The sequence below is a fragment of the Bacillus tequilensis genome (assembly GCF_012225885.1).
In the GTDB taxonomy this organism is placed as follows: Bacteria; Bacillota; Bacilli; order Bacillales; family Bacillaceae; genus Bacillus; species Bacillus tequilensis.
Genome location: NZ_CP048852.1, coordinates 3,938,364 through 3,953,505 on the forward strand (window position 1 = coordinate 3,938,364; position 15,142 = coordinate 3,953,505).

At 45.6% G+C, this 15,142-nt stretch carries 11 protein-coding genes and 4 tRNA genes; 1 reads left to right on the forward strand and 14 read right to left on the reverse strand.

The genetic code is table 11. From position 1 onward, the window contains the following. Positions 1-23: 23 nt before the first annotated feature. The 3 genes from rocF to rocD form a co-directional block, all read right to left on the reverse strand. Positions 24-914, reverse strand: coding sequence for an arginase (gene rocF / locus G4P54_RS20675; RefSeq protein WP_167873746.1), 891 nt, complete (start codon positions 912-914; stop codon positions 24-26). Positions 915-987: 73 nt separating this feature from the next. Then, entirely contained in the window at positions 988-2,391 is a 1,404-nt protein-coding gene (locus G4P54_RS20680; RefSeq protein WP_167873747.1) for an amino acid permease, read from the reverse strand. 223 nt (positions 2,392-2,614) lie between these two features. After that, a complete protein-coding gene (gene rocD, locus G4P54_RS20685) occupies positions 2,615-3,820 on the reverse strand; it encodes an ornithine aminotransferase (protein WP_167873748.1) in 1,206 nt (401 codons plus the stop codon). A gap of 241 nt (positions 3,821-4,061) precedes the next feature. On the opposite strand from rocD, the gene rocR reads away from it, so the two are divergent. Beyond that, entirely contained in the window at positions 4,062-5,447 is a 1,386-nt protein-coding gene (gene rocR / locus G4P54_RS20690) for an arginine utilization regulatory protein RocR (RefSeq protein WP_167873749.1), read from the forward strand. Positions 5,448-5,912: 465 nt separating this feature from the next. Here rocR and htrC read toward each other — a convergent pair whose 3' ends face one another. From htrC to purA, 11 genes are all read right to left on the reverse strand, one after another. Continuing rightward, positions 5,913-7,112 (reverse strand): serine protease HtrC, encoded by a 1,200-nt coding sequence (gene htrC, locus G4P54_RS20700; RefSeq protein ID WP_167873750.1) that lies wholly within the window; start codon positions 7,110-7,112, stop codon positions 5,913-5,915. An 81-nt stretch (positions 7,113-7,193) separates the two neighbouring features. Next, positions 7,194-7,988 carry an MBL fold metallo-hydrolase gene (locus tag G4P54_RS20705; RefSeq protein ID WP_167873751.1) on the reverse strand — a complete coding sequence of 265 codons (795 nt, stop codon included), beginning with the start codon at positions 7,986-7,988 and terminating at the stop codon, positions 7,194-7,196. Positions 7,989-8,007: 19 nt separating this feature from the next. Then, a complete protein-coding gene (walI, locus tag G4P54_RS20710; RefSeq protein ID WP_024713331.1) occupies positions 8,008-8,850 on the reverse strand; it encodes a WalRK two-component regulatory system regulator WalI in 843 nt (280 codons plus the stop codon). Further along, positions 8,837-10,201 (reverse strand): WalRK two-component regulatory system regulator WalH, encoded by a 1,365-nt coding sequence (walH, locus tag G4P54_RS20715; RefSeq protein ID WP_167873752.1) that lies wholly within the window; start codon positions 10,199-10,201, stop codon positions 8,837-8,839. The genes walI and walH overlap by 14 nt, the downstream gene beginning before the upstream one ends. Further along, positions 10,191-12,026: a cell wall metabolism sensor histidine kinase WalK gene (walK, locus tag G4P54_RS20720; protein WP_167873753.1), complete on the reverse strand. Its 1,836-nt coding sequence runs from the start codon at positions 12,024-12,026 to the stop codon at positions 10,191-10,193. Before walK ends, walH begins: the two co-directional genes overlap by 11 nt. Before the next feature lie 7 nt (positions 12,027-12,033). Continuing rightward, positions 12,034-12,741, reverse strand: a complete 708-nt coding sequence (gene walR, locus G4P54_RS20725) for a cell wall metabolism DNA-binding response regulator WalR (protein ID WP_024713334.1) — start codon at positions 12,739-12,741, stop codon at positions 12,034-12,036. Positions 12,742-13,126: 385 nt separating this feature from the next. Beyond that, a tRNA-Phe gene (locus tag G4P54_RS20730) sits at positions 13,127-13,199 on the reverse strand. Positions 13,200-13,234: 35 nt separating this feature from the next. Continuing rightward, positions 13,235-13,311: transfer RNA gene (locus tag G4P54_RS20735), tRNA-Asp, on the reverse strand. Between the two features lie 82 nt (positions 13,312-13,393). Further along, positions 13,394-13,465, reverse strand: a tRNA-Glu gene (locus G4P54_RS20740). Between the two features lie 9 nt (positions 13,466-13,474). Continuing rightward, positions 13,475-13,550 (reverse strand) — tRNA-Lys (locus G4P54_RS20745). Between the two features lie 222 nt (positions 13,551-13,772). Continuing rightward, positions 13,773-15,065, reverse strand: coding sequence for an adenylosuccinate synthase (gene purA / locus G4P54_RS20750; RefSeq protein WP_167873754.1), 1,293 nt, complete (start codon positions 15,063-15,065; stop codon positions 13,773-13,775). Positions 15,066-15,142 lie beyond the last annotated feature (77 nt).

Consider the following 15,142-nt stretch of genomic DNA (forward strand, 5'->3'; position numbering starts at 1 on the left):
CGCGGGACGCGGGGGTTTTCTGATTAAAGCAATTTTTTCCCTAGCAGGGATTCCACGAGCTCTACGGCTGTTTTTCCGGTTTTGTTTTTGTGATCAAGGATCGGGTTGACCTCAACGAATTCAGCTGAGGTGATGATGCCTGCGTCATACAGCATTTCCATAGCCAGATGGCTCTCCCGGTAGCTGATGCCGCCGACGACAGGAGTTCCGACACCCGGTGCGTCGTTCGGATCAAGTCCGTCTAAATCAAGGCTCAGATGGACCCCGTCACATGCTGATAAATAATCAAGGGTTTCTTCCATCACTTTTGTCATGCCGAGACGGTCGATTTCGTGCATCGTGTACACCTTCATGCCGCTTTCCTTAATGTACTTGCGCTCCCCTTCATCAAGAGACCGGGCGCCGATGATGACGACGTTTTCCGGCTTGATTTTAGGCGCATAGCCTTCAAGGTTCACCAATGACTCGTGGCCAATGCCGAGGCTGACGGCAAGCGGCATGCCGTGGATATTGCCTGATGGCGAGGTTTCAAGTGTATTCAAGTCGCCATGCGCATCATACCAGATGACGCCGAGATTATCGTAATGCTTCGCTGTGCCTGCCAGCGTGCCGATCGCAATACTGTGGTCACCGCCCAGAACAAGCGGGAATTTTTTCTCTTCGATGACTTTGTTGACCTTTTGAGCGAGTTTTTCATTTCCTGACAAAACGGAATTCAGGTTTTTCAGTTCCTCGTCATTGTTGATCTTTTCGCGGTTAATCGGAATGTCACCGAGATCTTCAACCGTATACCCCATATCTGACAGCCTCTCGATCAGATGGGCGTACCGGATGGCACTCGGTCCCATGTCCACTCCGCGTCGTGCTTGTCCTAAATCCATTGGCATTCCAATAACCGAAATCGTTTTATCCATCTGTGATTCCACCTCAACATATAAGATAATGTCCTATGCGGGTTATAACAAAGATGACTTGCGGACAGCGTTTTTAAAGCTCTAGCTGACGATTTGTCTGCTGGCGTTTTTTAATGACAACATGATAAATAATGTAGCAAATGACCATAAACGGTATGCCGCAATACAGCGCGATACGCTGCTTCGGATCGAACGCAAGGCTGACGAGAACCACTGTATTTAATGTCAGGCCGAGAACCGGAAGCACCGGATACAGAGGTGTTTTGAATTTCAAATCTTCTATCTTGCCGCCTTCACGGATATATTTGCGTCTGAACATGATTTGGGAAAGCGAAATCGTAATCCAGCCGACCTGCGCGCTCATGCCCGCCAATGATAACAGCACCATATATACGGTTTCTTCCGCTGCCACTTTTGATAGAAGCGACAGGCAGGCGACTGCCATCGTTATGATTAACGCGTTCATCGGCACACCCCGTTGATTGGTTTTGCCGAGTGCTTTGAAGGCCTGGCCTTCCTTTGCCATCGCGTACAGGATACGTGTCGATGCGTATAAGCCTGAATTCGCAACGGATAACAGCGCAATTAAAATGACAAAGTTCATGATATCTCCGGCATACGGGATTCCAATTTGCTCAAATACGGCAACAAACGGACTTTTCACGACACCCGCTTGTTTCCACGGGATCATGCCGGCAATGACAATGATGGAAAGAACAAAGAAGACAAGCGTTCTCCATACCGTTTGTTTGATGGACCGCGGAATCGTTTTTTCAGGATCTTCACTTTCTCCCGCTGCAACCCCGATCAGCTCAGTTCCCTGGAACGCAAAGTTCACGGTAATCATCGTAATCAGCATTGCCTTTATACCGTTTGGAAATAACCCATCTTCATAAAAATGTGTCAGAAACGGCGCATGCTCTCCGCCTTTCAGGTTAATCAGGCCAAACATAGCGGCTCCGCCGAGAATAATAAATAAAAGGATAATCAAAATTTTAATGCCGGAAAACCAGAATTCGGATTCTGCAAAGGCTTTTGTGGTGAGCGCATTTAGCATAAACATCAGTGCCGCAAATACCAGACACCAAATCCACACGTCTACGTGCGGAAACCAGCGCTGCATCAGCTGTCCTGCTGATAAAAATTCAATGGCGCATGTAACCGCCCAGCCAAGCCAGTACAGCCAGCCAAACGCAAACCCGAAGGCTGGACTTACAAATTTTGTCGCATAGGTCTGGAAGGACCCCGACACAGGAAAGGCGACTGCCAGCTCTCCTAAACAGAGCATCGTCAAAAACATGATAAAGCCGCCCACTAAATAAGACAGAACCGCTCCGAGCGGTCCCGCTTGGTTTATAGTAAATCCGGTTCCAAGGAAGAAACCGGTTCCGATCACTCCGCCCAATGAAATCATAAACAAATGACGTGATTTCATTGTCCGCTGGAGCTGATTTTCGTTATCTTGGTTTGTATTCACATTCTGCACCCCTTCAGCAACTTGTATTGGATCTAAGCTGGAACATCTGCATGGTGCGTATCCCAGTTTGCTGTCCAAAGAGTCTCTATCTATTTAATATAAAATTCATTTCTTCTCATAAAGATACATTATACTAAAATACTGTAGCTGAGCAAATAGGGAGTGCTGATTTTTTTGTTGTAAATTTATACAAACAAAGTGAATATCCCGCCATGGTGGGGGTTTAGGCGTTTTGCAGCACCTGCTTAATTTTCTCTATCGCCCAATCCAAATCCTTTTTGGAAATGATTAATGGCGGTGCAAAACGAATGACTGTATCATGCGTTTCCTTGCATAAAAGCCCTTCTTCCTTCAAGCGCTCACAATACGGACGCGCGGCTTCCGTCAATTCCACACCGATAAACAGCCCTCTGCCGCGGACTTCTTTAATGACAGGGTTATCAATGCTCTCAAGCTCGCTTTTAAAGTATTCACCAAGCTCAAGAGAACGATCCGCCAGCTTTTCATCCTCCAGCACTTCCAATGAGGCGATAGACACTGCACACGCAAGCGGATTTCCGCCAAATGTGGAGCCGTGTGATCCCGGGTTAAACACACCTAAGATCTCGCGGTCCGCCGCAATGCATGAGATCGGGAACACACCGCCGCCAAGCGCTTTGCCCAAAATATACATATCCGGAACAATGCCGTCCCAGTCACAGGCGAACGTCTTGCCTGTACGTCCAAGACCCGTCTGAATTTCATCCGCAATAAACAGGACATTCTCTTTCTTACAAATGGCCGCCGCTTCCTGCAAAAACCCTTCAGGCGGAATCACAATACCAGCTTCCCCTTGAATTGGTTCAAACAAGAATGCCGCTGTGTTCGGCGTAATGGCCTGACGAAGCGCTTCCGCATCTCCGTATGGGATTAATTTGATTCCCGGCAGCATCGGGCCGAACCCCCGTTTATATTCCTCTTCAGAAGAAAGCGATACTGCCAGCATCGTCCGTCCGTGGAAATTCCCGACACATGCAATGATTTCCGCTTGGTTTTCTGCTACGCCCTTCACTTCATAAGCCCAGCGTCTTGCCGCTTTCACCGCGGATTCCACCGCTTCTGCACCTGTATTCATTGGCAGAACCATCTCTTTGCCTGTGAGCTTAGCTGTTTTTTCGTAAAACGGTCCAAGCTGATCGTTGTGAAACGCACGTGACGTGAGGGTGATTTTATCAGCCTGATTCTTCAATGCCTGAATGATTTTCGGGTGTCTGTGACCTTGGTTTACCGCAGAATAAGCACTCAGCATATCCATATATTCATTGCCTTCCGGGTCCTTTACCCAAGCACCCAGTGCTTCAGAAATAACAATCGGGAGCGGATGATAATTATTGGCTCCATATTGCGACGTCTGATCAATAATTTTTTCGGATTTCGATAAAGCTGGCATATTTAAATTCCCCCTTGTATTCTGTTTCAACATGTTATCCTGCTTTCCCTTTTATAAATGCAAGTTCTGTGCCAAATCAAGATTTCGTGTGTTTTCTACAAATTTCGAGGACAATGTGCAAAAATATTCTGATATTTCATGCAAGAATTTTAGTGAGAGCGCAAAATTTTTTTGCATATCCTCTCCCTTCTTTTATAAAATAGAGGCAATATTAAGAAAATAATTGAAGGAGGTTTATACAGTGATCAAGGACAGCGAATTCCTCACATTGGTTTTTCAGAGCATTTTAGACGAAATCGATGTTGGCCTGCACGTGGTAGACGAGCATGGAAACACGATCGTTTATAACAATAAAATGATGCAGATTGAAGATATGGAGAAGCATGACGTCCTGAATAAAAACCTGATGGATGTGTTTATGTTTTCTAAACAGCAGGACAGCACCCTGGTACAGGCCCTCCAGGAAGGTAAAACGATTAAAAATGTGAAGCAGAGCTACTTCAATAATAAAGGCCAGGAAATTACGACGGTCAATCATACATATCCCATCGTCCAAAACGGCAAAATCAGGGGTGCGGTTGAAATTGCCAATGATGTGACCAAGCTCGAACGGCTGATCAGAGAAAATATGAACAAAAAAGGCAGCACAACCTATACGTTTGACAGCATTCTCGGCACCAGCCCGATCATTCAAGATGTCATCGAAAACGCCAAGCGGGCAACCCGTACGTCATCGTCTGTCCTTCTCGCAGGCGAAACGGGCACAGGAAAAGAGCTGTTCGCACAAAGTATTCATAATGGCAGCGACCGCTCAGGCGGCCCGTTCATCTCGCAAAACTGCGCGGCGCTGCCAGACAGCCTTGTGGAAAGCATTTTGTTCGGAACGAAAAAAGGCGCGTTTACCGGCGCTGTTGACCAGCCAGGCCTGTTCGAGCAAGCCCATGGCGGCACACTGCTGTTAGATGAAATCAACTCGCTGAATCTCAGCCTTCAGGCGAAGCTGCTGCGCGCCCTTCAAGAACGGAAAATCAGGCGCATCGGTTCGACAAAAGATACACCGATTGACGTGCGGATTATTGCGACGATGAACGAAGACCCGATTGATGCGATTGCGGGCGAACGGATGCGGAAAGACTTGTATTACAGGCTGAGCGTCGTGACACTGATCATCCCGCCGCTACGGGAGCGAAAGGAAGACATTTTGCTTCTCGCGTCCGAGTTTATCCAGAAAAATAACCATCTGTTTCAAATGAATGTCGAACACATCAGCGAAGACGTGAAGCAATTTTTCCTATCCTACGACTGGCCGGGAAATATACGTGAGCTTGAACATACGATCGAAGGCGCCATGAATTTCATGACGGACGAGCAAACGATGACAGTTTCCCACCTGCCCTACCAATATCGCATGAAAATCAAGCCGGCTGACATCCCAGAGCCTGAAGCACCAAGACACCAGCCAGCCACGGACTTAAAAGAAAAAATGGAGAGTTTCGAAAAATATGTGATTGAGAATGTGTTAAGAAAATACAGCCATAACATCTCAAAAGCCGCTCAGGAGCTTGGCATCAGCAGACAAAGCCTTCAATATCGGCTGAAGAAATTTTTTCACTCGTCTGACGAATAATCTGGTGCAGGAAGCCTGATCAAAAACACAGTTCCTCTGCCAGATTTCACTTCAACCGTCTGATTGTCGCTGTTAATAATCGATTTTGTAATGGCAAACCCAAAATTCTATATTTTCAGGAGCGGGATGGTGGTGGCGCCACATTTTTCTCGTAGCCTGTTTCATTTTATCCCGGTCACACAAATCCTCAAGCAAACTCAGTTGTGGCTCCATTTCCCTTATAAGCGAATTGAAAACGGCTCTCTTTGATTCTTCATACATACTCCGGCTAACCTTCTATAAAGCCGTTTATGGGGGTTAAAGGCGTACTCGGCCTATTCGAGGCGTCCGATACAAATTTGCCGGCTGTTTCACGTGTAACACTCAGCTTGTGTTTTTCTTCATATTCCAACATGAACGCGCAGAACCCTCGTTCAGTTTTTTCGCATGAAAAAACAGTCTGGCAACGGTGCCAGACTGTTTTTGTTAACTTCCTAACTGGTCTGCGGAGGATAGCTTGATGGTAGCGGATTTTTCTTTTCCGCCGCGGTAAAACTTCACCTTCACCCGGTCACCGACTTTTTTCTGATAAAGCCGTTTCCGCAGATCAACAATATCATTTACTTTGTGCCCGTCAAACTCCGTGATGACATCCAGTTCCTTCAGCCCTGCTTTTCCGGCAGGTGAAAAGGCGTCTACGCCCATCACAACCGCTCCATTGGTGACATTCTTAGGAAGCTTCAATGTTTCATCCCAATGGTAGCTTGCAATGTCGCTTAGCGATTTCATCTCAATGCCAAGGAACGGGCGTTTGACTCTGCCGTATTTCTCTAAATCCTCTATCACAGGGATCACAAGCTTAGACGGAATGGACAGGCCAATTCCTTCAACCGCCGACTCGGCAATTTTCATTGAATTAATGCCTATGACTTTCCCGTCCAAATTCAACAAAGCGCCGCCGCTGTTTCCAGGGTTAATGGCCGCATCTGTTTGGAGAACCTCTGCGTTCCAGTCAGGCTGCCCATCGTCGTTCGAATCGACCGGAATTGCCCTCTCCGTACCCGAGATGACGCCCTGTGTGACAGAGCCCGCAAACTCTAGGCCTAACGGGTTTCCGATTGCGATAACCGGCTCACCGGATTTGACTTTATCTGAATTTCCAAAGTCTGCGACGGCTTTTATCTTGTCGCTTTTCACACGTAAAACGGCAAGGTCCATCAGCTGGTCGCTGCCGACAAGTTTAGCCGATACACGTGAGCCGTCTTTTAGGCTGATTTCAATTTGCGAAGCACCCTCAATGACATGATGGTTGGTCACGACATAAGCGGAGTTGCCATTTTTCTTATAAATGACGCCGGAGCCGCTCCCAGCCTCGCCGCTCTCTCCCCAAATATCTGTTTTTTGGATGTTCACAACACCGACAACGGCCGGCGAGACATTGCTGACAATCTTGGTGACTGCATTATTGACACTGACATTCACCGTCCGGATTGATTCCCGGCCATTGTTCTGCCGCTGATCCAGAGCGCCCGTATCTAACCCCTCATTTGAAAGGTACGGCATGATAAACGCCATTAATATGGCACCGACAATCACGCCAATCAGACTAGAAAGAAAATATCCTTTTTTGCTTCTCTTTGGCTGTTCAGGAGCAGTATGCTCTTCCTCACGATCGTAATCCACCATATTCCATCCTTTCCAAGAACGTTAATATGGTTATATTGTGGGTTAGAAGCTCCTATAATAGTCATCATTTATATAGAAAAATTATACAGCGCAAAGCGGAGTGGCCTTCTTCGGATCGGTGTCATACAGCTCAAATGTCTCACCCGTCACAAATCCTTTAGACGCCAATGTCTGCTGTACAGACATTCTCGCCAGCTCCTTCATGTTGTTGTCCTGGCTCAAATGCGCAAGGTAAATACGTGACGTCTCGTCGCCAATGACATCTGTCATCGCCAAGGCGGCATCTTCATTTGAAACGTGCCCGACGTCACTTAAAATCCGCCGCTTAATGCTCCATGGGTATCTTCCCATTTGCAGCATGCCGACATCGTGATTGCTTTCAAACACAAACACATTCGCGGAGCGGATAATCCCTTTCATCCGGTCGCTGACGTATCCCGTATCTGTCATTAATGCGAGCTTTCGGCCATTATAATGGAACACATAAAACATCGGCTCCGCCGCGTCGTGGGAAACGCCAAATGATTCGACATCAAGTCCGCCGAACGACTTGACCGCCTCCATCGGAAACACAAACTTTTGATCGGTGTCTATTTTGCCGATCTGGTTCTCCATCGCTTTCCATGTTTTCTCATTTGCATAGATCGGAAGCTTGTACTTTCTGGCGACCACGCCGAGCCCCTTGATATGGTCACTATGCTCATGCGTGACAAAAATGCCGTCTACCTGATCCAGTTTACGCCCGATTTGCGCCATCAGCCCATCCATGGCTTTCCCGCTCAAACCGGCGTCCACTAAAAATGCGTGATCCTCTGTTTCGAGGTAAAACGCATTTCCCGTACTCCCGCTCGCAAGTACGCTAAATTGCAAGCCCATGTGTCTCACTCCATTATTTTCATTGATCTGTATCTAAAATCGTACTTTCCAAAGCATTCACAGTAAAATACTCTTGCACTGTCTTTTTCTCGCCGTTCACTTTTTTATCGTACTCGACCGTAACTCTCCATACCGGCGCCAGCACCTGCGTACTTGTCAGCGGATATTGCGCGACGTAGCCAAATTTGACGCTCTTTATCGTGCAGTATTCTTTTAGCTGATTTTGATAGTACAATAGCTCAACCGCATCCATTTCCGTAATCAAGCTTTCTTTCTGAATTTGCTTGAAGGTCTCAAGCGTCGTTTGGTCGTACGACACAGCCTCGTTTTTATCGTTTACGTGCAGCACCACTTGCCCGATCATATTAGAGGAGTTGTCGGTCTTCTGGTAAATATAATTGCCTTCATACGTTTGGAAGAAAATAATCTCTTTCTTCGATTTATCAACCTTCCAAAGCTTATATTTTTCGCCGTCTTGGATGTTCGAAGACACAAGTGCCTGAGCATCGTCCTCTATATTTTTCTTTGATAGGGCGATCGGATTTGTGAACTTCATTTTGAGGTTCGTTACTTTATGGTCATCACTAGGCATGTCCATCAGAGGTTTTTGATCCTTCAGCGCCTCAATGTCTTCCTTGGTGAAGGCCTTTTGATTTGCTGTGATCCGATAGCCTTCTGTTGCTTCCTTATTCAAGGCTTCATACGTGATATGGTCGGCCTTCATATCATGCTCGACATCATTTTTAATGACCTCATATTCTTTGCTGGTAGCCTGCCATTTTTGAAAAAACTGATATCCTAAGAAAATATCTAAAATGAGGAAGGCAACGATGAAGATTGATTTTGTCTTATTCCACTCCACTGTTTGCCCCCTCCTTCATCAATAAATCCTTTGTGATCGGCACAATTTTCCCATTTATTTTCATCGCCCAAACCGGTTCTAGTTCAACGAGAGGATCATCATTAGTTGATGTTGACACCAATTGATAAGCAAGGAAGATCTGATCAATCTTGTCCGTATCGTATTTGGTTTGTTTAGAAAGCAGCATCTTCACTTCGCTGCCGCTCATCAGCTCTGTCTCGCTTGTTTTGATCGGATTCGTTCCGAGACTGTAATTCGGCCGCTTATAGCTGAGAATATCATCGTTCGCCCATTGAACCATAATCGCCGATGTGGCTCCGAACGGTTTGGCAGTGCTGTTAATGACCGGCATCTGATCCATAAAGATATAGAAACTCAGCTGCTGACTGTCATCGATATTGAAAAATTGATAGTGATCCGTCCAGCTTCCCGTATCCTCAAGGTATTTTTGGCTCTTTTTGATTAATTCACCTGTTTGATAAGATGAGCTCTGCACTAAATTGCGCTGCTGGAATTGCACCTGACGCTGGCTTAGATTCACATCTAAACGGCTGATCCCATCTGTCAGCACATTTCTGTTGTTGTAATTGGAATCTTCCCTTACAATGCTCGGATCGCTGAACAACGCCTGCTTAAAGGTGTTTGTTTTAATCGATTCTGTGACAAATTCTTTCTTGTTCATCGTAAGCGGTTTGTTCGACAGCAAAAACTCTTTCTTTGAGCCGATAGAGAACAAACTGAACGCCGGCATGTTTAGCTGGCTGTTTCGCAAGTCATTCATGATGTTCCTGTAGTTCGCCGATTCAACGGTCACTTCCAGAATGAGCTGTTTGCTGAAAGACACCAAATAGATCTTCTTGTTCGCTTTCGTTTCATTAAATGGAATCAGTATATGATCAAACGAACTGTACTCAAACGACTGATTGGACCATTTAAACAGCGTTTGGAAAACATCAATTGGAATCGTGTCATTGAATTGCAAATCAAGCTTCGCTTCAGAACCGCCTATTCCATAAAACCAGCTCTTGAATCCAGTCTTGTCATACTGATCTGAAATATCCTTAATGCCTTTTACATCCCAGTTCGGCAAGTCAGACCACACTTCTTCATAGAGATCGTTATCCACTTTATAATGAGCGCCGTCATCATGGATAAACATGTCCCTCGGCCTTACCGTTTCAGACAGCTTTTGGGTGGTTTTTTCGATTTTATGTTTCTCACGCACCGTAGACTCTGTTGATGAAGAGCTTTCAGAGAAGTTTGGCTGGAACGTCCATATCCCCCATGTAAACACAAGACTGATGATGACAAGTACCGTTAGTAATACCGTTTTTATATTTTCACGCTTCATCCCAATCATCCTCTTGTTCCTCTTTATATGGAAGAGTAAATGTAATCGTCGTGCCTTTTCCTTCTATGCTGTCCGCCCAAATATCTCCGCCGTGCGCCTGAACCATTTCTTTTGCAATCGCCAGTCCCAGACCGGTGCCGCCGAGCTTTCTCGTTCTTGCTTTATCCACCCTGTAGAAACGGTCAAAAACCTTTTCGACATCTTTTTTCGGAATGCCGATCCCTTCATCCTTGACGCTGATGTAAAGGAGTTCTTCCTCTTCGTTAACATCAATGGAGAACGTGACATGTCCGCCTTCCGGTGAGTATTTTAAAGCGTTGGAAATAATATTATCGAGCACTTGGGTAATTTTATCCTGGTCAATCTCGACATACAGCTCTCTGTCCGGCAGATTACGGATAAATTCCACATGCTGTTCTTTTGTCATTTCGAAACGGTCAATAATAAGCGACATAAACCGGACAATCTGAATCCATTCCCGGTTAAATTGATAATCCTTGCTGTCAAATTTCGAAAGCTGAAGCAGGTCATTGACAAGCCGGATCATACGCTCGGTTTCATTTTGCGTCACCATTAAGAAGCGCGGAGCAATGTCTTTATTTTCCCACGCCCCTTCAGCTAACGCCTCTAAATAACTGCGCATTGTCGTGAGCGGCGTGCGCAGCTCGTGTGATACGTTCGCGACGAATTCTCTGCGTTCCTGATCTATTTTCTCCTGTTCGGTTACATCGTAAATGACAGCAATTAAACCATCAATTTTGCCATGCTCCCTTTGAATCACAGAGAAATTCACGCGAAGCACCGTTAATTGATCATCGCGCTCAATTTCAAGCAGCATCGAATCCTGCTGCTCCACTAAATCTTCAAACGTATAATTCTCTTGAAGCCCCAGCAAGCTCGTAATCGGCATTTCTAAGGCTGTTTCACGTGAAACGTTCAACAGCTCCAGTGCCGGGCTGTTTAAGAGAATAATCGCTCCGTTTCGGTTTGTGGCGATAACGCCGTCTGTCATATAGGCAATAACAGAGGCAAGCTTTCTGCGTTCTCCTTCCGTCATCGCTTGGGCATCTTCAAGCTCTCTCGTTAAGTGATTAAACGTAGTGGCGAGCTGACCAATTTCATCATGCCCGTACTTTTTAACCTTCCTCGAGAAATTCCCTTTCGCAAGCTCCATCGCCTGCTTTCTCATATCCGAAAGCGGATGGGTAATGGTCCTTGCCAGAAAAATACCGAGAAGAGCCGTCAAAACGAGTGCCAAACCAGTGCCGGACGCCAGAATCGTGTTGATCGTCTTCATTTGATTAAAGACATCTTCCATACTGGCGACAACATAGATCGCGCCGACAACCTCTTGGTTTTCGGTCATAACGGGCTTCGCGGAAATGAGAACTCTGATTTTGCTTTTCGGGTCATAGTACTTTCTTAAATACGATTGTTTAGTAGAAAAAATTCTTTTAAAGATCAGATCGGTCGTTTGTTTCCCTGCCACTTCTTCGCCATACGGCTTCGAAGAACCAACCACTTCATAGCTTTTATCTACAAAACTAATTTCCCGCACTTCATCACTTTTCGTGAAGTCATTCAAAATACGGCTGACGTCATCCTTGATGACAGAGCTGTCATTATCGCTTTTATATTCTTGTTCGATATAGTAAGAAAGGTTGTCGATTCGCTGATTAAGCGATTGTTCATAAGAGTTAATCAGCGATTTCTCTACCTGATTGACAAAATACACACCAATGATTTGCATGGCAATGATAATCAAAAGCACATAAATCAAGGTAATCTTAAATTGGATCGAGCGAAAAAAACCAACCTTATTCATAGGGGCATTAGTCCTGTTCTGGGTTTCTCAAGTAATAACCGACGCCGCGGCGTGTGACAATCCAATTCGGATGGCTCGGATTGTCCTCGATTTTTTCACGAAGCCGGCGGACTGTTACGTCAACCGTTCTGACATCGCCGAAGTAATCATAGCCCCAAACGGTTTGAAGCAAATGCTCACGGGTCATCACTTGTCCGATATGTTTTGCTAAATAATGAAGCAATTCGAACTCACGATGAGTCAATTCGATTGTTTCATCTCGTTTTGATACGACGTACGCGTCAGGGAAGATGACGAGAGAGCCGATATGAATATCGTTAGAGGACGGCTCTTCCTCCGCAGGCGCTGTTGTCAGCTGGCGGCGCAAGTTCGCTTTTACACGTGCCAGGAGCTCGCGTGTGCTGAATGGTTTTGTGACATAGTCATCAGCACCGATTTCAAGCCCGATGACCTTGTCAATTTCTGAATCCTTCGCCGTCAGCATAATGATCGGCATATCGTATTTCTTTCTGACTTCACGGCATACTTCAACGCCGTCTCTATTAGGAAGCATAATATCTAAAAGAATTAAATCAGGCTGAAGCTCTTCCACCATTTCAACGGCTTCATTTCCATCGTAGGCACAGTGCACTTCATAGCCTTCTTTTCTTAAGTTAAATTCCAATATATCTGCAATCGGTTTTTCATCATCTACTACAAGGATCTTTTTATCCATCATTTTGATTTTCCTCCTGCCGAATAACTTCATTTCATCTATATAACAATCGTTTCATCACTTATGGCCCATGTAAAGAATGGGCACTTGTCTATTATAACGGTTTAAGGTCAAAAGATAAAAAAAATAAAGGTTTAGAAAAAATACACATGTTTCACCTTTATCCGCCACTTGTTTATCTTTTGTCATGCTGGTCACCTTTTTTTAAAATTGATAACTTTACTGAAACCTCCCCTCACCGGAGTGCGTCTTTATCAAAGACGTCTTCTTCTTTAGAACCGGCCGCAGGGCTGGTTCTCCCTTTTTCTTCTATTATAACACTCCTCATGTTTGCCTTTTTCCCAAAAGAAAAAACGCACCTACGATTGCAGATGCGTTTGGTAAGTGGCTCGGGACGGAATCGAACCGCCGACACACGGATTTTCAGTCCGTTGCTCTACCAACTGAGCTACCGAGCCAAATGTTTTATTTTTCTCTACTGAGTAAAGTAAAATGGCGGTCCGGACGGGACTCGAACCCGCGACCTCCTGCGTGACAGGCAGGCATTCTAACCAACTGAACTACCGGACCTTACAGTAATTTGCCCGGAGAGCTGTCGTGTCAGCTCTCACAGACAAATAAGGAATTTAGCAATAACGCTAAAGTAAATCAATGACCCGTACGGGATTCGAACCCGTGTTACCGCCGTGAAAGGGCGGTGTCTTAACCGCTTGACCAACGGGCCTTCACAAAATGGTGAGCCATGAAGGACTCGAACCTTCGACCCTCTGATTAAAAGTCAGATGCTCTACCAACTGAGCTAATGGCTCTTAAAGATGTCGGAGTTTCTATAGAGCAAACGACTTAGAAAATATTCTCATCTTGTACTCTATTGAAGCAGTTTCCGTAACAACGAGATTTATAATATCACGAACAAATAGAAGTGGCAATAACTTTTTTGGTTTTTTTTCATATTTTTTTCTCAAGGCAACTTATATGCGGCTTTCAAACAAAAAAAGCCCCTGAATGAGGGGCTTGCAAGCAAAATCTATTTAGTTCGCACGGTACACGCTGCGAAGAACATTTGTCTGTGAACGGTCTGGGCCGACAGAGAAAATAGAAAGCGGAATGCCTGTCAGCTGAGACACGCGTTCAAGATAGTGGCGCGCGTTTTCCGGAAGCTCGCTCAAGCTTTTCGCGCCTGTAATATCTTCCGTCCAGCCCGGCATTTCTTCATATACCGGCTCACATTCAGCAAGTGCTTTAAGGCTTGCCGGGAATTCTTCAATGATTTCACCTTTGTAGCGGTACGCCACACAGATTTTCAGCGTTTCAATTCCTGTTAACACGTCGATTGAGTTCAGAGAAAGGTCCGTAATTCCGCTCACACGGCGGGCGTGGCGGACTACGACGCTGTCAAACCAGCCGACACGGCGCGGACGGCCTGTTGTTGTTCCATACTCGCGTCCGACTTCACGGATTTGATCACCGATTTCATCTTTCAGCTCAGTCGGGAAAGGACCGTCACCGACACGAGTCGTATATGCTTTTGATACACCGACAACGTGCTGAATTTTGGTCGGACCGACACCAGAACCGATCGTGACACCGCCGGCAACCGGGTTGGACGATGTGACAAATGGGTATGTTCCCTGGTCGATATCAAGCATAACCCCTTGCGCGCCTTCAAACAACACACGGCGCCCTTCATCAAGAGCATCATTTAAGACAACAGATGTATCGCAGACGTATTTTTTAATCTGCTGGCCGTACTCATAATATTCGTCTAAAATATCCTCAATTTTAAACCCTTCTGTCTCGTACATTTTCTCAAGCAGACGGTTTTTTTCTTCAAGGTTGCGTTCAAGCTTCTCCGCAAACGCGTCACGGTCTAACAGATCCGCGATGCGAATTCCGATGCGGGCTGCTTTATCCATGTAAGCAGGGCCGATTCCTTTTTTCGTTGTGCCGATCTTGTTAGCCCCTTTTCGCTCTTCTTCCACTTCATCCAATTTCAAATGATACGGCAGAATCACGTGAGCTCTGTTGCTGATTCTCAGGTTGTCTGTACTGACGTTGCGCTCATGAAGATACGCAAGCTCTGTGACCAATGCTTTCGGATCTACTACCATTCCGTTTCCGATCACACACGTTTTATTCTTGTAGAAAATTCCAGATGGAATTAAGTGAAGCTTGTATGTGACTCCGTCAAACTTGATTGTATGTCCTGCGTTATTTCCGCCTTGATAACGGGCGATCACTTCTGCATTTTCTGAAAGGAAATCTGTAATTTTGCCTTTTCCTTCATCGCCCCATTGCGTACCTACTACAACTACTGAAGACATGTCCGTGCACCTCCGTTAACCTTTCAAAACGATTCTATTCAAACAAATCAAGTTTATCAGTGAAGAAACAGAAAGTC

Coding starts and splice junctions, on each gene's coding strand:
- rocF (WP_167873746.1), bottom strand. CDS start 914: ATGGATAAAACGATTTCGGTTATTGGAATGCCAATGGATTTAGGACAA.
- htrC (WP_167873750.1), bottom strand. CDS start 7,112: ATGGTGGATTACGATCGTGAGGAAGAGCATACTGCTCCTGAACAGCCA.
- walR (WP_024713334.1), bottom strand. CDS start 12,741: ATGGATAAAAAGATCCTTGTAGTAGATGATGAAAAACCGATTGCAGAT.
- G4P54_RS20705 (WP_167873751.1), bottom strand. CDS start 7,988: ATGGGCTTGCAATTTAGCGTACTTGCGAGCGGGAGTACGGGAAATGCG.
- walK (WP_167873753.1), bottom strand. CDS start 12,026: ATGAATAAGGTTGGTTTTTTTCGCTCGATCCAATTTAAGATTACCTTG.
- walH (WP_167873752.1), bottom strand. CDS start 10,201: ATGAAGCGTGAAAATATAAAAACGGTATTACTAACGGTACTTGTCATC.
- purA (WP_167873754.1), bottom strand. CDS start 15,065: ATGTCTTCAGTAGTTGTAGTAGGTACGCAATGGGGCGATGAAGGAAAA.
- rocD (WP_167873748.1), bottom strand. CDS start 3,820: ATGCCAGCTTTATCGAAATCCGAAAAAATTATTGATCAGACGTCGCAA.